This is a genomic window from Halorussus vallis, assembly GCF_024138165.1.
GTDB lineage: Archaea > Halobacteriota > Halobacteria > Halobacteriales > Haladaptataceae > Halorussus > Halorussus vallis.
In genome coordinates, this window is record NZ_CP100000.1 from 1,720,267 (window position 1) to 1,737,035 (window position 16,769).

The following is a 16,769-nucleotide window of genomic DNA, read 5'->3' on the forward strand; positions in this document are numbered from 1 at the left end:
GACCGTCTGACGTCCGTCTCATCGAGAGTCACTCGGAGCTTTCGAGGTGGTCGCGCGCGAACTCCGACAGCGACTCCCAGCCGAGTTCGTCGCCGAGTCGCTCGACGGCCGCGCCAAACGATTCGCCCGCTGAAACCGTGCGTTCCTCGCCGGAAGGAGTTAACCGTCGGTTCGCGTGGTCGACGTCGGTTTCGAACAGCGCGTCGTCGTCCTCGTTGTAGAACCACGCGCCGCCGCCCTTGACCTGCGAGACGCCGACGAACTGCGCTTCGTCGTGGCGGTCGCCCTCCATGGGCCAGTCCTCGTACTTCCGGTTCGCGGCCGCGTCGTCTTCGGACATGGGCCCGAACGTAGGACCGCGAGACGGTTAATCCCGGTGGCGCACGCGGGGCGTTCCGGCTCCCGGTCCTGAACTGGCATGCGAGTCAATCACCCTCGGTCCTCGCGTCCTCGCTCGGCGCGACCGTCCGGCGCAGTCCCGCGAGGACCCGCCGTCGTTCGGTCAGCGCGAAGCCGACCGCGACGATCGCGAAGCCGACGACGGTTCGCAGCGTCACAGCCTCGTCGACGAGCAACCAGCCAAGCAGCGCCGCGACGACCGGCACGACGTAGGAAACCAGCGCAGTACGGACCGCGCCGACGCGGTCGATGAGGTCGAAGTACGCCGAGTACGCGCCGGCGGTCGAGACAACGCCGAGGTACGCGAGCGCGACGACCACTGCGAACGGCACCGCTCCGGACGCCGACTCGCCGAGGCCGAGGCTGACGAGGTGGAGGAGCAGTGCGCCGACGAGCAGTCCCCACCCGGTCGTCGCCAGCGTCGGAATCCGAGGGGAGAACCGCCGGGAGAGGACGCTCCCGAGCGCGAGCGACGCCGCGCCGCAGAGGACGATCCACGTCCCGGCGTTCGCGGGGTCGAACAGATGCCGGGGGTCGGGACTGGCCACGATACCGACGCCGACGATGCCCAACAGAACACCCAGGAGCTCGAGCAGGCCGAGTCGCTCGTCGGTGACCAGCACCCAGGCGAACGCGGTCGCGAGCACGGGGTTGAGCGCGAACACGACCGCGGCGGCCGCGCTCGTCGTGAACTGCTGGCCGACGAAGAGGAAGCCGTTCGCCGCGGCGATGGCGAACACCCCCGAGGCGAGGACGGCCAGCCAGTCGTCGCGGGTCTTCGGCAGCCACTCGTCGTACCGGAGCGCGACGACCGGGAGGACGACCGCGGCGGCGGTGTCGAGTCGGCCGGCCGCGAACAGCACCGGCGGGACGTGACGGAGGCCGACGGTGATGGCGACGTACGACCCGCCCCACGCGAGCGCGACGAAGGCGAACAGGCCGACCGCAATTCCCCGGGGTCCGACCCGCTCGCGAGCGGTGAAGTCCACGTCCGAGGAAAGCGCGCGAGCGTGAAAGCCCTTGGTCCTGCGGCAGTTGTCTGGGGGTTCGTGGCCGGGACTCATCAACTCGCTATCCAATATCAGAAAACTCATAACTGTGAACCGAACGCTTCCGAACGATGCAACGAACCTCCGTGCAGGAAATGTCCGAGGACCTCCTCGGCGTACTCGTCGGCGACGAGTGTCGATGGTGCGCGACGGGAACGCTGGCCCGCGAGGAGTTCAAGAGCGACGACGCGGTCGTCTGCGAGAACTGCGGGACGCCCGCGGTTCGCGTCTGGTAACCTCAACACCTCTTTCTCACTTCGCGTCGCGCACGAACGGAGCGTAGCGGACGCCGCGCTCAACGACGAACCAGGGAACGACCAGACACGCCCCCAGAAGATTCGCCAGCACGTCCGCCAGACCGAAGTACCGCGCCGGAAGCGCTCCTTGGACGAGTTCTATCGAGACGCCGAACGCGAAGGCGGCGAGGAGTACGAAGCCGTCTCGTTTCGTTCGTGTCCATCCCCGGTCGGCGGTCGCATACGCCAGGACGTAGGCGAATCCGGCGTACGCGGTGAAGTGGAGTTTCTTGTCCCAAATCGAAACCCGGCCGTCGGGCGGTTGCGGAACTGCGTCGAATAGCGAGAAGTACGCGATAACGCCCGTAACCAGTGCGACCGCACTCCACCGAACCAACCGCGGAGCCAACGGAACACGAATTCGAGACACGTCCAGAGACGGTCGGCACCGCAACATAAATTCAGCCGGAACCGCCGAACGAGTCGTTCGCGTCGGAGTGGCTACGAGACGCCGCGCTCCTCGTCTGCCGCAAACTCTCGTCGTACGCCCGAACCACAAGGAGTACGCACTCCGCCGTTCAGGTCGTCAGGCGCACGCCCGACGGATACGCTCGTCGACTATCTCCATCGGTTCGCGCCGGCCGTCGGCGGTGATCCGGCCGCCGACGAAGTCGAGCAGGTCGAGGTCCCGGAGGAGGCCTCTGGCCTTCGAGCGGTCGATGCGTAACTCGCGCTGTACCTCGTAGAGGGTCGTCGACTTCACCACCGCCGACTTGAGCTCGTCGAGCGTCACGTGCGTCGGAAGGTCGACGCCCGGCGGGAGGTCGGTTTCGTCGACCGCGTCTGCGAGTCGGTCGTCCGACGGGGACGACCGACTCGCGTCCGCCGCTGCCGGTTCGGTCGAACCGGTGTCGGCGGTAGCGTCGGATTCAGAACGGGGACCGCCGGCCGAGTCCGACGTCTCGACTTCGGCTCGCCCCGATTCCGACTCCGTCTCGGGATCGGCGACCTCGGTTTCCGCGCCGGACTCCGAATCGATGCGCGCGTTCGGCCGGTGGATACCGTGTTTGATCATGTGGTGGCGGACGGTCTGGGGCGTCACGCTCGCGCCGAGCGCCTCGGTCATCTCGGCGAACGTCTCGTGGGCCTCGTAGGCCTCGCGGAGGCGCTCGGGGTCGCGGTAGGACGGCGACGCCGATTCAGAAGTCGGTTCGTCGTCCGCAGTCCGGTCGACGTCGGAAGCGTCCACCTCTCGCTCTTCGGTTTCCCCGTCCTGCGCGACCGTCACCGTCTCCGATTCGGCGGTACCCGCGTTCGCCTCGCTCGACTCGGGCGGGAGCGCGACCCCGCCGTCGGTCACCTGCGGTTTCGCGATGTCGGGCGACGGGTCGGCTTCCGGCGTCGCGTCGGCCGTCGGGGACTCGTCGGTGGCGGTCCCCGGTTCCTCGGCGAGAGTCTCCGGGGACGGCCCATCCTCGACGGTTTCTCCGGTGGCACCGATTTCGACCTGCAACGGAATCTCCAGCGTCGCCGCGTCGCCGTCGATGGGAAGTTTGGTTCCGTCCGGGAGCGTGACCGACACGTCTCCGGCAAGTGCGTCGAGGGACGCGCACTCGATTCGGGCCGGAAGCGTGACGGTGACGGTTTCGCCGTCAACCAGGGTTCGTCCGGGCGTCTGTACGTCGCCGACGGAGACGCCGGCACCGTCGACGCCCTCAATGAGCGTCGCGAGGTCGCGGAGTGCGTGAGGAGCAGTCATAGGTTCGGGGAGTTACCCGAGGCAGGTCACGCATCTAACAAAAAGATATTGTAAGGGTTCAAATCTATGCGCCATTATTTATACCGCGTTTCCGGGGACGCGAAGCTCGGAACGTCGGGGTGGATAACTCGGAACGTACAAGTAGGGCGTTCGACGGTGAGCATCGACTCCCGGCGATAAGTATGTCGGTGACATCCTCCCCGCCGTAAACGGCGAGGCTTCCCACAAGGACAGCCCTTGCTGAGTTGGGAACCTCGGGTTTGCATCCCGTCGTGATACTGGGAGTGCCACGCACCCGTTATCCCTATCCTCGGTGGATTCGGGAGTACCTTGCTTGTTTTCTGACGGTATCCACAGCAGGCGACTCGACGGGGATACCGTCGAACGACCGAGTGGAACTCCCGATACTGTCTCATTCCATCGGGCGGATGGACCGCCTCGGTTGGCATCAAAAACAGGTTATACCCCCGTAAATCTCCCGATAACGGCGCTGTATCCGCGTGCTAAAGCACGGAGTGTTAGCTGAAAGTAGCGCTAAGCCCCCACCCTCAACGGAGCGACCGAAGGGAGCGGAGTAGGGTGGGGATACAGCGCCGTCATCACCTGTTCGTATAGCAATACGGTTGCAGGCCCACAGACCCACGTAGTCGCAACGTTTTTGCATTGAGGTACCGTACAAATTTGCGAACCCAATGGAATACGACCTCGATTCGGGAGCGCATTCGACGTATTCCCTGCACTACCACCTGATACTCACCACGAAGTATCGGCGCGGAGTGTTAACCGAGGAGCGAACCCAATTCATTCGCGGGGTCATCAGCGGGTTCACGGACAAGTACGGCGTCGAACTGACGAACCTTGACGGAGAGGACGACCACGTTCACATCCTGTTCCGAGCGAAACCCACCACGGACCTCGTGAAGTTCATCAACACGGTCAAGGGCGCGACCGCCCGCCGTATCCGAAACGAGTACGCGGACGAACTGAAGACTGAACTGTGGGGCGACTCGTTCTGGAACGACTCGTACTGTCTCATCTCGACGGGGCAGGTGTCGCTGGACGTGCTGAAGAAATACGTCGAGAATCAGCGGGAGAGTTGATGTACTACGCCTACAAGTACCGTCTCAAGCCGTCCGACGCCCACCGCGAGGAGTTGGACCGCCACCGCGACATTTGTAGGCAACTGTACAACCACACGCTCTACCGCCTCAACGAGTACCAAGACGAACACGGCGAACTACCGTCCATGACCACCCTGCGGTCGGAACTACCCAACCTCAAGAAGTGGTGGGACGGCCTCTCGGACGTGTACTCGAAGGTTCTCCAGACCGTCGTGGAACGGCTGTTCGACAACCTCAAAGGACTCTCCGCGCTCAAGGAGAACGGCTACGGCGTCGGTCAACTCAAGTGGAAGCCACTACGCGAGTTCCGAAGTTTCACATACAGCCAGTCTGGCTTCAAGCTCGACAAGAAGGGCGGTCAGACCGTGCTGTCCCTCTCGAAACTCGCGGATGTGCCGATACGGCTCCACCGCGCCATCCCCGACGACGCCGACGTGAAACAGGTCACGGTGAAGAAGGAACCGACGGGCAAGTGGTTCGCCACGTTCGGTATCGAAGTTAACCGCGAACCGCCCGAACCGCCTGCGAATCCCGAGCGGTGCGTCGGTATCGACGTGGGAATACTCAAGTACGCCCACGACACCGACGGTACGGCGGTCGGGTCGCTCGACCTCTCCGCCGAACGGGAGCGGCTGGAACGCGAACAGCGGTCACTCTCGCAGAAGGAACACGGGTCGAACAACTGGGAGGCGCAACGGCGTCGGGTTGCGGAGTGTCACGCCGACCTCCGACGGAAGCGCCGTGACTTCCTCCACAAACTCTCTGCCTACTACGCGCGGGAGTACGACCTTGTGGCGGTCGAAGACCTGAACGTGAAGGGGATGATGGAATCACCGTCGAACAGTCGCAACACGGCGTCAGCGGCGTGGCGGACGTTCCTCTCGTTGCTCGAATACAAATGCGACCGCGAAGGGACGCACTTCGTGGCGGTCAACCCGAGAGGGACGACGAAAGAGTGCGCGACGTGCGTCGTCTCGACGGAGAAGCCGCTATGGGTCCGTGAACATTCCTGTCCTGCCTGCGGGTTTGAGGCGGACAGGGATGCGAACGCGGCGTGGAACATCCTTTCTCGCGGTCTACAAGATGTAGGAGTGGGACACTCCGAAGGAACGCCTGTGGAGACTGCGCTCCCTGTAGATACGCCTGTATCTGCAAAGCGCGTCGTTGAATCAGGAAGCCCTACCCTCAAGGATCGAACGGCGAAGCCGTGAGCGAGTAGGGTAGGGTAGTTCACACGCCGATTTTATCTAATTGATAGGCGCTAACGCGCCGCCGGACCCGGCCGAGTCGGCCCCAACCAAACCATGAAAGCAAAGCCGACCCGGCCGACCGAATCCGACCGAAACTCGCAAATATCGAGGTTTAGAACAGCGCCTCCAACTCGCCCGCGTCGTCCTTCACGAGGTTGTTCAGGTTCTGCTGGCTCTCCTCGCGGATGTCCTCGATGTTGTCCTGGGTTTCGATGGCGATGCCCTGGAGCTGTTTGATGCGCGGGACGTCGGTGACGCCCGAGAGCAGGGTCACCGCCGCGACGTGTTCCGAGTCCTCGACGGGGTAGTCGCCGCCCCGGACCTCCATGCTCGCGGTCTCGTTCTCCAGCCACTTGCGCCCGCGCTCGATGCCTTTGCGGTTGAGGTAGTCGGAGGGACCGCTCATCACGACCAGCGAGCGGTCGGTGCTCCTGACCTCGCAGGGGAGGGTGAGACGGCCGAGCGCCGCCTTCCGGACGAGGCTGGTCAGGCGGTTCGTGGTTTCGGTGGCGTCGAGTTCGCTGTCGCGGAAGCGCCCGAGGAGCCCGCCGTTGGGGTTCTCGACCTGCTCGGTCGCGTAGCCGATGGTCGAGACGCCGCCGCACGAGAGCGTGTTGATGATTTCGCTGGAGTCGACGACGCTCTCGCCGACCTTCTGGCCGGGCTGGACCTCGCCCGCGGCGAAGAGCACGCCGAACCGCCGAACGATCTCCTCGTTGATGCGGTCGTAGCCCCCGCGCATCGACTCGCCGGTTTCGCGCCAGGCGTCGTTGTCGAACACCAGCAGGTTGTCCACCTGGTCGACGAACGTCTTGAACGACCGCGCGGCGTTCAGCGTGTAGATGCCGCCCTCGTCCTGGGCGGGGAGCACGCCCAGACCGTACACCGGCTCGGTGTAGATGCGCTTCAGGTGCCCCGAGAGGACGGGCGCGCCGCCGGAGCCGGTGCCGCCGCCCATCCCCGCGACCACGAGGAAGGCGTCGATTTCGTGGACCGGCACCTGGTCGACGGCGCCCTGAATCTCGTCTAAGTCCTCCTCGGCGATGTCGGCGCCGAGTTCGTTGTCGGCCCCGACGCCGTGGCCCTTCACGCGGGCCTGACCGATGAGCACGCGGTTGCGCTCGGGGACGTTTTGGAGTCCGGCGAGGTCGGCCTTCGCGGTGTTGACCGCGATGGCAGACCGGACGACGTCCGCGCCGATGCGCCGGTCGTACTCGACGAACTTGTCAACTATCTTGCCGCCAGCTTGACCGAAGCCGATCATTGCGAGCTTCATGTTTTGTGCCTCCTAACGCCGACGAGAGGGAGTTACCCCGCCGCTTACCGAAGTTAGCGTCCCTCTTATCGGCCTTCAGGACTACAGGTCGCCGGATAATCACATAGTTATACGCGAGCAAACGGCGTTTCAGGCCGTTCCACACGACGATTCCACGTCGGCGGAGTTGTTTTCGAACGCTGATAATCTCGGCCTGAAACGGAACCGAGGTTCCTCGCCGAACCGTCGTGGTCACGACCGATTTCTGATGCGTCAGTAGTGAGTAAATTTGACCAAATCGTATCATCTTCCGGCGATTTCCCGGCGCGACGAGCGGGATTCGTTCGGCGGCAAGCGACGCGTAACGGACGACGCGAACACCGTTTCGTCCTCCTCGAAGCGACATATTTTCCGTTTCGTCGTCCGAAGGAGGACACGATTCCGGCCTTCGACCTCGGACGGGCGACGAATTGCATCGGTGGCTTCGACGGGGCTATCAGGCTCCCGGCGGAACGGGGCATATGCGACAGTTCATCGTCCTCGGCCACGACGCGCCGACGACTCCGGAGTTCTCGCTCGACGACCTCGCGGGCGGCGCGGGCCGACTCGACGTGCTGTGTCGGTGCGTCAACTCGGCGTTCTTCCTCTCGCACGCGATTCGGGAGGACGTCCGGACCAACCTCGTGCTCGGCGACGAACTGACGATTCGCTTCGAGGGGTCGGAACTGCGGCGGCTCAACCCCGACGAGCGCAGCACCGCGGCGCTGATTCGCAACGCCCTGGGGAAGAAAGACGAGGCCATCGGTCACATGGAGGCCGAGAGTTCGCCGGGCGTCTACCTCTCGAAGCGCGGATTCGAACCGGTGCTGGAGGCGGCCGCCAGCGACGGCACCGTCGTGCAACTCCACGAGGACGGCGACCCGGTGGTGGACGTCGAACCGCCGGAGAATCCCGTGTTCGTCCTCTCGGACCACAACGACTTCGAGGAGAGCGAGGAGGCCTCGCTGGCTGACGCGGCCGACCAGCGCGTGCGCCTCGGCCCGGAATTGCTCCACGCCGACCACGCCATCACGGTTGCCCACAACTACCTCGACACCGAAGGGTACGAGGTGTACTGAGATGCCCGGGACGAATCGATGCGCGTGAGCGTGGTCGGCGGCGGAACCGTCACCGAAGAGCAGGCGGCGGCCGCCGAAGCGGTCGGACGCCACCTCGCCGAGCGCGGCCACACCATCGTCTGCGGGGGCCTCGGCGGCGTCATGGAGGCCGCCTGTCGCGGCGCGAGCGAGGCCGGCGGGACGACCATCGGCATCCTCCCCGGCGAGGATCGCGCGGCCGCGAATCCCTACGTGGACGTGGCGGTCGCCACGGGACTCGGCCACGCCAGGAATCCGCTGGTGGTGATGAACGGCGACGCCGTAATCGCCGTCGACGGCGGACCGGGGACCCTCTCGGAGATCGGCTTCGCGGGAGTGTTCGAGAGGCCAATTGCGGGCCTCGGGACCCACGACGCGCCGGGGGTCGAACCGGTCGAGACGCCCGAGGCGGCGGTGAGGTTCGTCGAGAGCGCGGTCGGCGAGACGACGGACCGCGAGGAGTGACCGCCGCGGCGGTCACTCCTCGCGCCGAGCGCACGCTGGAGCGGCGCCCTCGCGAGTGCGCTAGCGCGGCGACCAGACTGAAGGGGGTCCGTCTGCTAGTTGGTCGGATGCCACTCGACGATTCCCAGTGGAATCAGGCCGACCCCGACGAGAGCGTCGTCTCGCTAGTCCGGGGATTCCTCGAATCGGAGCGCCCGACCGCCTACTCCATCGAGGAGATATTCCAGCAGGCCGAGTCGAACGTCCATGCCGAGTCGTCGTCGACGTGGGAGGACGTCGGCGCGCTCCTCGGCGAGCAGTCGGCGGAAGACCGGTACCGGTGGGCGTTCGAGTACCTCGTCTACGAGGGCGTCCTCGAGAAGCGAGTCGCGGTGAGCGGCGGCGAGCGCGTCGAGTACTATCGCGCGACGGGGGACCGATAGACGGGAGAATCCGGAAGGGTTAAAGTCGTGACGCGCATCGTTCGACGTGCGGGCCGGTGGGGTAGCTTGGTATCCTTCGGCCTTCGGGTGGCCGTAACCGCAGTTCGAATCTGCGCCGGCCCACTGGGTATATATACCTTTTCCCGCATTCTTTGATAGTTAGCCACCGCTTCGGGAGGTGGCTCTGATGGCGGTTCCGCTCCACAACACCGACAGCGACCGCCACACCTGCGACTACTGCCAGGCCCACGTCAGCCGGAGTTTCCGGCGAACCTACGGAACCGAGAGCGGACGCGCGAAGCGATGTCCCGAATGCGACTCCTGGCCGCGCATCGAACACGGTTCGGCGCGCGGCAAGGACGTTGACCATCCCGATCCCCAGGACCACGCCAATCGAAACGGTGGCCAGGAACTCCGCCGGCCGCGCGTGGCCGACGGAGGTGAGACGTCGTGGTAGCGTTCGTCCGCGCGAGCGAACTCTACGACGTGGCGGCCGGCGTCTCGTTCACTCATCCTGCCGAGCAGGAGGGCCACGACGTAACCGGTAGCCGGGAGTGGTGAAGGTGGCCGCTCCTGCTCGCTACGGACCTCGTAGCAACGGCTACCGTCGGCGGGATGGCCCGGGCTCCGTCGCTAGTCGGCTCAATCGTTCGAAGTCCGGCCAACGGAGGCATTCGGCGTGAATCCGCGCGGTGAGACTCCCGCGTGGCAACGCCGGCTCAAGCGGAAACTCGGCGAGAATCCAGCGCGGTTTCTCGACCACGATCTCGTCGAGCATGGGTCGGGTCACACCGACCATACGCTCCAGCGACTCGTCTTCGCCCGCATTCGCGGCATCGATAGACTCGAAGTCGTGAACGCGTGGATTGCAGTCGAGCGGAAACTCGACCGCGGTCCGCGGAGCCGCGTCATCGACTTGCTCGAAGAACGGAGGGCATACCTCGAAGAGTACGGTGAGCGTGACCTCCCGAATCTGAGCGCCGAGGAGCGCCGTGAACGCGCCCTGTCGCTCTACAAACAGTCACCGAAGTCTGACACCGAGTCCGGCGAGGAAGCGCTCTCGGCCGCCCAGAAGCTTCAGAGGATGCGGTCCGAGCGAGGTGAGACGGCGTGACCGTCTACGTCGACCTCGCGCCCCACGAGTTCGCCGCGAACTACATCTTCGACGAAGACGGGCTCAGCCCGTTCTTCGGGTGTGACTACGTCGTCAAAGCCAACGGCGGAAGCCACGTCGCCGAGTTCCAGTTCGAGGGAAAAACGTGGGTCACGAAGCTCTACTACCAGGATTCCGGAATCATGAATCCTGGCGCAACGACTCCTCAGGGGACTGATTCTCGTTAAACGAAGTGCGAGAGTTCCGGATACACGTCTTCCGCCATCCGCGCGAAGACCCGGTGAAACAGCAGAAAGCGAACTTCCACATCTCTCCGCGTTGGCAAGGGATGCGCGTTGAGAACAGCGACGGCGATGTGAGCGAGCTCTCCGTTCCTGACGATTTGACCGAAGGCATCAACGTGCGTGCCGTAGGGGCAAACATCGAGTTCGACCACTACCGATACCTGCTCCAGCGTGCTGCCTCAGCACACGACGTCAATCCGGGGTACTTCGCGAATCCTCACGAACACAGTAACGTCCAAGACGCCGAGCGCTACGTCCGACTTCACAAGGCTCGAAGCGGTCCGATTCACGCTCGCGATGGGCCGATTGCGAAGATGGCACATCTCCTGGAGAATGATCGCGACGGCTACCGGAAGCTCGTACAGAACGAGCGCGACGAACACGGCCGCCACCTCCCGGGATACTACCACACAGTCACGCTCGGTCCGCGACGCACCGAGGCTGCGTTCCCATCGCACTCACTTCCGAAGGAAGTGAAGCACTACTACTCGCGAGAGGCCGCCGGGATGCCCGAGTCGGAAGCGCTTGCTCATCCGAAACTCGGAGCCTCGTATCAAGTGAGTCGATGGGACCAGAGACTCGGTGTCACCGACGACGATCTCGCCCAGCTGACTGAGGAACTCGAAGAGACTGTGTTGGCAGTCCTCGCCGAGGCAGGTCTCCCGGTGCGCCCGGGCGACCGTGACATGAAAGGCGAAATTGAGACCCGAGGACCGTACGTTCCCGACGCCTATTTCGAAGCGAGCGAGAGCAATCGCGACCGGAATCTCGTCTCACTCAATCTGACCAGAATCGAGCAGCGCCAAGAGAGTGTGGTCATCAAGCATCTCTCGGACGGGTTCTCTCCGGTCGAGTGGGAGTCACTTGAGAAACTGGTGACTGATGGCGGCACGGTTTCGCCCGCGGATATCGCCGACGACTACGGCCGACACGTTGACTCCGTTCGCCGGGCGCTCAAGCGTCTCCCCGACTTAATCGAACACGACTACGGATGCGTGAAGCTCCGGAGCGACTACATCGCCGAGTACGTTCACGAGGCAGTCGAACAGGCCCGAGACGCGACTCAGCGGGCGGTTGAAGCGACCGCGAAGGCAGCAGAAGCAGCGGAGCGTGGCGTCGACGAGACGACGAGTGCGTTCATTGCGTTCTGTGCGAGACACGGTATCGAAGTCGACGACCGTCACGAGGCGCGCCTCACCCTTCGGATGGGTGGAGTGCGTGACGCCCAACGACGAGTCCAGCAAGCGTACCGACTCTGGGTGAACGCCGGCAAGGACCCAGCACGGTTCCGAGAGGCGCAGCTCCATCTCGGTGAGCGAGGCTACGGGGTCGCCTGGCAGTTCCTGTAGCCGGCGACGGCTGAGAGGCATCACTATCGATTCCCGCCCTTTTCCGAAACCCCAGTTTGTCTAACTCCGATACCTATGCAACCCGATTTGTACTTCTCCGAGCGACCCGACGACGATCTCAACCCGTCGGCCACCGGAACTCGACCGGGGCGGTCGAGATTCCGGTTAGGGGTGTGGCTAAGGCCACAATTTCAAAACACCACCGCCGGCGGTTGGCGGCGTCGCTGCGACACTGCCCCGAAGGGGCGCGCGAAAATTTAGACCGGATGATCCAGCAGTACGGGCGCGCGCGTAGTAAGGAAACTGAAGTCAACCCCTCCCCCTCAGCCCTCGGCAACTATTTTATACTGAGTCACCGCTCTCAGGCGTGTTAGGGTCATTAATTTCTTGGACTTACCAATTACAGCCATAATCATTATTATTGATTATGTAGTTGTGCTCTTGGAGTGGGAAACAATGCCAGACGAACACCCGTTAGTTCAATTTCAAGAGGGGGGAGAAGCTGCGATACTGAACTACGACGTTCCAGATTCTACATCCTATTCCATCAACTCGATCATTGAACTCGATTATCCAGAGAACTGCTTCAGTGAGTACGCTAAACGGGTCCCTCCAGACACGTTAGAAACTGTGAAAGGGACTGAACCAGAGAAGCTGGCCGAAGACGTCAAAGACGGGTTAGAGAAAGGAGAAATCAACCCAGCCCTGTTCAAAACAACATTCTCGAAAGCTGTCCCGAACGTCTTCTTTAAAGAAGCGATTCTACGGCCGAGTCGGTTACTTAATCCCAACGTTGTAGACAGGCCAGCTATACCAGATGGCGGTGATACTCAAACAATAGACGCGACAGATGATGTAGATGTTCGGCGGAAGCGACTCCTCAACGACTACGAGACTCGCGATCATCTGTCGACAGACAGCCGCTTCTCTCGGCTGCGAGCCATTAGTCCAGAGATTATCGCGAACATGGCATTGAAGGGATATACGTTCACATGTGGGACGAACGCCTTTGGCGAGTACGAGCCAGCATTCATCCCAGAACCTGAGAAACCAAAACCCCAGTTAGCGCTCGTTGAGGAGTACCGACTCTCGAATTTCTTCGGTGATTATGGTGCTGGCCGAACAGTGAAGACGCACTCCCTTTTTCCGGGAGAAGAATCGAAGATTTCGATTAAGACGTTCAAAAGCAATGAGCGAGAGCGACAAGAGACCTCAAGCATCCTTGAGTCACTCACTCGAGAGTCAGCAGAGGAGTTCGAGCGAACTCTCCAAGAAGAGCACTCTACTAAGGTAGCGAAGGACAAGAGCAACGAGTTCACTTGGAACTTAAGCCGTGAAGCTTCCGCTACTGTTCCGATACCGATTCCGCAAGCCAAAACGGTTGCTACAATCACCGATAAGATAACTGGCGCATTCGGAGGTACAAAAAAGGCGAAGTCATCGCGAGAACAGACGGCCAAAACCGTCAAATCAGCCGTCAACAAGCACGCCCTCAATAAATCCTCCAAAAGGGACCTCAATGTAAATACCTCAACGACAGCCAAAGAGCAGGTAACCGAGGAGCAGTCGATTGAGCGGACAATTGAGAACATCAACATGAGCCGGACACTGAACCTAGTCTTCCGGCAGATGAACCAAGAGTTCATCAGCGTCTATCATCTCGTCGATGCTCGAATCGCGTTCTGGAACGGCTATCCCGATACCTATGAAGAAGTTCCCCTGCACAAGTTAGATAGCCTGTTGGATCGCGTCTTAGTAGATGGAGACGTCGAAGTGGAAGTCGACGGCGAAGTACATGCTCTAAATGTCCGAAGTGAAATCGACGACCAACTGAAGTCAGAACTCCGGCAAATCTACGACCATGTCGGAGAGATTCACGAGAACTTCATCGAAGAGGTGGAGCGTGGCGATCTTCGATACTGGCGGGTGAACCCCAACCTAATCGATCAATATCGAGAACGAGAAGTTGACGGCATCATCCTTTCAACCACAGAAACGACGCTTCGCACGGACGGGGTTATCGTTGAAGCACTCTTAGGTCAGGGAGAGGCTCTTGATGAGTATTCTGAGCAGATGCAAGAAGAATCCGTCGAAGCAACTGAACAAAACAACGAGCTCTTGGACGCTCACGTACAGCGTGAAACCCTCGCTCGAACCATCGTCGACAAGAAGGATAAGGAGGCGGCGGAAATCTATGAGATGGTGTTCCCACCAGAGGAGGATGAAGCGGGCGCGGAAGAATGACTGGCCCCCTCAGGAACCGCGAAGCGGTTACTCCCGATGATGTAGTCAGCAACACAGACCGAGTTTTGTCAACCGATGCAGTCGTCGAGTTCTCACCTATGTTTCGGTCAGTATCGGGTACGCCCCAGCAATTTGTTATCTCTTACATACTGGGCGAGCAGAACACTGACCGATATCGAGTGGACAAGCAATTTCAGGCAGTCGTTGACGAACTGGTACGAATATTGACTGAGCCTCCGTTGGAAACCTCAGTAGCGGCTCCAGTTATTCAGGATGCAGACGAACGAAAAAGAAGTATCCTCTCGGACTCGCCGGCGTGGTTTCGAGTCGCACCAAATCCAGACGCATCGGATGCATCAACGTTTTACGAACTTCCTCAGATGAGTTTGGTGCGAAAGTACTGGGAGGACGTCGATACCATAGCAGAACGAGTGGGCGTAGGTCCAGAATTGGTGAGGGCTGTCATGTATATAGAGACGACTCGGGGGTGGTACGACGAGATACCCAACTGGTTCGATGCAAACAAGTCAATTCTCCCAATGAACGTGCATGTTGACTATTGGGATGACACGGGGATCACGCGAGAGTATTTCGAACAACCACATGTGAACATCCTCTTCGGTACGTATCTTCTACGGGAACTACTCGAACGAGTCGAGAACCCGACCGTCGAAAAAGTTGGTACACTCTATAACAATCTAGCGGCCGAGAAAGTTTCGAACTACGGCGCACGAGTTGCCCGTCTCATCGGTACCCAGCCTTGGTACAGAACTACAAGGACGAGCGCTGCCGCTCAACCAGTATCACTTGCGCACGGAGCAGACATCTTGGGCGACAGCGTTGGGGTTAATGGGAAGAATAATCCAGAGGATATCCGCGGGCTGAAAAACCGGTTCATTGAACTCGGGTTCGACTGGTTGGGGTCGAACTCGACGCTTGATGCCGCAACTCTTGATACGATTAAGCTGTTTCAATCCATTGTACGGGGGCAACGATCTGTCAGTGGTGATGGGCGAGTCGATGTCCCCGGGCCGACATACAATTGGGTGATATCATCCAAAGCCCCCCGCTGGCAGCGAATGCCAGCGGGGGCAATGGATGGGACGACAGGATTCTACAATTTCGAGCTCATGGAGGAGACCAACGAACACTTCGACTACGGAACGAACTGGATGGCCGATACAATTCGAAGTGCAGGAGTGTACTACCGTGAAACCTATCTTCGAGTTCATCCTGATGCGGCTCTGCTCACCATCAACGACGTAAGTTTGCCTAGAGGGGGGCCAGCGCCGCCCCATAACGGACATCAAACCGGACTAGATTGCGACATCCGTTTGCCACGAATCGATGGGACGGCACCAGGACAAACAACGCACGAACACGCGGAGTACGACCGTGAAACGACGCGAGGGCTCCTTCACGCTCTGACGGTGCAGCCTCTGGTTACGAGGATTCTTTTCAATGACCCTGTCCTCGCTAGTGAAGGACTCTGTACTCCTCACGCTGGACATGATGATCACATCCATTTCGAGATTCGACCACCGTGAATGGCTTGCCCCATTCCACTCAAAATCTCTCGGCGAACTCAATTCCGACCGATTACGCGCCCGCGCGTAGTTAAGGAAATAGAGTCAACCCCCCGCCCCATCACCAATTGTCAATAGGTAATACCACTGTCCGAAAATGGCAGTCGAGTCTAGGTCGATACTGCGCAGAATTGGCGGAACGCGAAGTACCGAAAAATCGCCACGGAGTACGCGCCCGCGCGTAGGCACGTAACGGAAGTCAACCCCCCGGGGGAGGGTACCGCCCACAGAATATCAGCGGTAGAGGCTCTGTCGCTGATTTGGCGAGGACGAAACTATCTCGAGACAAACGGACACCGATCTCAGTCCGCGATGGTGCGTTCGACAGTATCTGACGGTGACTCTGAAGCAGTAGTAGAAGGACGAGCGATGGTGAGTCGGCCGAAACAGTGATCGTGAGAACACAGCGAGAACCGGCGAGATTCAGCGGCTAACGCAAGCCGGACGCGCATGTAATCACCGAGATTCCTCGACATCGCTCCGCCATCGGCTGCGGTCGCACATGCCGGAACCGGCGAATCCTCCGCGTACCGATGGATTGCGTAGGCACCGGTCGAGCGAGTTCGCAATCCGTACTCTGGGAGGTCTGCGAGCGCGACCGTGAACAGGTCGGTCATCAGTCGCCTTCCATGGAGCTGGCGGTCGCCTGATCGCCGAGAACATCGCGCTCACCCGGCGAGAGCTTACGCTCTCGCTCACGTTCGACGAGCGCTTCTTCTGAGGAGTTCGCCGTCCGGTTGTCGCCAACGTTGGGGATAGGTACCTTCAGGACACCTTCTTCGTGGTCGTAGGAGACGAAGACGTGATAGTCATCGGTGAGTTCGCCTCCGTCGACGAGGCCGTTGTGTTCGAGAATTGCCTTCGGAATGGTGATACCGGCGGTGAGATGGTCTTTGGTTCCACTGAGACGGCGGATTTTGACACGATGCATGGCACGGCGATATACCGTCTCGTATAAAATGCTATGGGTCGGATAGATTCTGCCTATGGACGCGAGTGAGATGATTCTGTCCTTGTTTAAATATTTATATTTTTATAGGATTGAATCGGCTGCGCGCAATGTAGAGCGTGAATGTATCATGTCCGGTATTGACCCCCCA

Annotated in this window: 18 protein-coding genes and 1 tRNA gene; 13 read left to right on the forward strand and 6 right to left on the reverse strand. The window is 61.0% G+C overall.

The features are described from left to right. Window positions 1-28 precede the first annotated feature (28 nt). A complete protein-coding gene (locus NGM07_RS08780; protein WP_253519571.1) occupies window positions 29-340 on the reverse strand; it encodes a hypothetical protein in 312 nt (103 codons plus the stop codon). 85 nt (window positions 341-425) lie between these two features. Then, window positions 426-1,463 carry a DMT family transporter gene (locus NGM07_RS08785; protein ID WP_253519572.1) on the reverse strand — a complete coding sequence of 346 codons (1,038 nt, stop codon included), beginning with the start codon at window positions 1,461-1,463 and terminating at the stop codon, window positions 426-428. 56 nt (window positions 1,464-1,519) lie between these two features. Between NGM07_RS08785 and NGM07_RS08790 the strand changes: the two genes are divergently transcribed. Continuing rightward, window positions 1,520-1,684, forward strand: coding sequence for an HVO_A0556 family zinc finger protein (locus NGM07_RS08790; RefSeq protein WP_253519575.1), 165 nt, complete (start codon window positions 1,520-1,522; stop codon window positions 1,682-1,684). A 16-nt stretch (window positions 1,685-1,700) separates the two neighbouring features. On the opposite strand, the gene NGM07_RS08795 is transcribed toward NGM07_RS08790, so the two are convergent. Both NGM07_RS08795 and NGM07_RS08800 read right to left on the reverse strand, forming a co-directional pair. Next, window positions 1,701-2,114 (reverse strand): VanZ family protein, encoded by a 414-nt coding sequence (locus tag NGM07_RS08795; RefSeq protein WP_253519578.1) that lies wholly within the window; start codon window positions 2,112-2,114, stop codon window positions 1,701-1,703. 156 nt (window positions 2,115-2,270) lie between these two features. After that, on the reverse strand, window positions 2,271-3,443 hold the full coding sequence (locus tag NGM07_RS08800) for a DUF8073 domain-containing protein (RefSeq protein ID WP_253519580.1): 1,173 nt from the start codon (window positions 3,441-3,443) through the stop codon (window positions 2,271-2,273). A 692-nt stretch (window positions 3,444-4,135) separates the two neighbouring features. On the opposite strand from NGM07_RS08800, the gene tnpA reads away from it, so the two are divergent. Next, a complete protein-coding gene (tnpA, locus tag NGM07_RS08805) occupies window positions 4,136-4,543 on the forward strand; it encodes an IS200/IS605 family transposase (protein WP_253519583.1) in 408 nt (135 codons plus the stop codon). After that, the gene (locus NGM07_RS08810; protein WP_253520169.1) at window positions 4,543-5,775 is read left to right on the forward strand and encodes an RNA-guided endonuclease InsQ/TnpB family protein; all 1,233 of its coding nucleotides are present in this window, start codon (window positions 4,543-4,545) and stop codon (window positions 5,773-5,775) included. Before tnpA ends, NGM07_RS08810 begins: the two co-directional genes overlap by 1 nt. A 151-nt stretch (window positions 5,776-5,926) precedes the next feature. Here NGM07_RS08810 and NGM07_RS08815 read toward each other — a convergent pair whose 3' ends face one another. After that, complete coding sequence (locus NGM07_RS08815) at window positions 5,927-7,090, reverse strand: tubulin/FtsZ family protein (protein ID WP_253519586.1); 1,164 nt, start codon at window positions 7,088-7,090, stop codon at window positions 5,927-5,929. 500 nt (window positions 7,091-7,590) lie between these two features. On the opposite strand from NGM07_RS08815, the gene trmY reads away from it, so the two are divergent. From trmY to NGM07_RS08865, 10 genes are all read left to right on the forward strand, one after another. Continuing rightward, window positions 7,591-8,187, forward strand: coding sequence for a tRNA (pseudouridine(54)-N(1))-methyltransferase TrmY (gene trmY / locus NGM07_RS08820; protein ID WP_253519589.1), 597 nt, complete (start codon window positions 7,591-7,593; stop codon window positions 8,185-8,187). A gap of 18 nt (window positions 8,188-8,205) precedes the next feature. Continuing rightward, window positions 8,206-8,670, forward strand: coding sequence for a TIGR00725 family protein (locus NGM07_RS08825; RefSeq protein ID WP_253519592.1), 465 nt, complete (start codon window positions 8,206-8,208; stop codon window positions 8,668-8,670). Window positions 8,671-8,777: 107 nt separating this feature from the next. Next, the gene (locus NGM07_RS08830) at window positions 8,778-9,092 is read left to right on the forward strand and encodes a hypothetical protein (protein WP_253519594.1); all 315 of its coding nucleotides are present in this window, start codon (window positions 8,778-8,780) and stop codon (window positions 9,090-9,092) included. Window positions 9,093-9,142: 50 nt separating this feature from the next. Continuing rightward, a tRNA-Pro gene (locus NGM07_RS08835) sits at window positions 9,143-9,215 on the forward strand. 64 nt (window positions 9,216-9,279) lie between these two features. Beyond that, window positions 9,280-9,549: a DUF7563 family protein gene (locus NGM07_RS08840; protein WP_253519597.1), complete on the forward strand. Its 270-nt coding sequence runs from the start codon at window positions 9,280-9,282 to the stop codon at window positions 9,547-9,549. A 222-nt stretch (window positions 9,550-9,771) separates the two neighbouring features. Continuing rightward, a complete protein-coding gene (locus tag NGM07_RS08845) occupies window positions 9,772-10,206 on the forward strand; it encodes a DUF8129 domain-containing protein (RefSeq protein ID WP_253519600.1) in 435 nt (144 codons plus the stop codon). Beyond that, window positions 10,203-10,433 (forward strand): DUF7845 domain-containing protein, encoded by a 231-nt coding sequence (locus NGM07_RS08850; RefSeq protein WP_253519601.1) that lies wholly within the window; start codon window positions 10,203-10,205, stop codon window positions 10,431-10,433. Before NGM07_RS08845 ends, NGM07_RS08850 begins: the two co-directional genes overlap by 4 nt. 53 nt (window positions 10,434-10,486) lie before the next feature. Further along, a complete protein-coding gene (locus NGM07_RS08855; protein ID WP_438267715.1) occupies window positions 10,487-11,839 on the forward strand; it encodes a DUF7845 domain-containing protein in 1,353 nt (450 codons plus the stop codon). Between the two features lie 456 nt (window positions 11,840-12,295). Continuing rightward, the gene (locus NGM07_RS08860) at window positions 12,296-14,083 is read left to right on the forward strand and encodes a hypothetical protein (RefSeq protein WP_253519605.1); all 1,788 of its coding nucleotides are present in this window, start codon (window positions 12,296-12,298) and stop codon (window positions 14,081-14,083) included. Beyond that, a complete protein-coding gene (locus NGM07_RS08865) occupies window positions 14,080-15,630 on the forward strand; it encodes a M74 family metallopeptidase (RefSeq protein WP_253519607.1) in 1,551 nt (516 codons plus the stop codon). The genes NGM07_RS08860 and NGM07_RS08865 overlap by 4 nt, the downstream gene beginning before the upstream one ends. 655 nt (window positions 15,631-16,285) lie before the next feature. Here the strand turns inward: NGM07_RS08865 and NGM07_RS08870 are convergent. Continuing rightward, entirely contained in the window at window positions 16,286-16,600 is a 315-nt protein-coding gene (locus tag NGM07_RS08870) for a DUF8053 family protein (protein ID WP_253519609.1), read from the reverse strand. Between the last annotated feature and the right edge of the window lie 169 nt (window positions 16,601-16,769).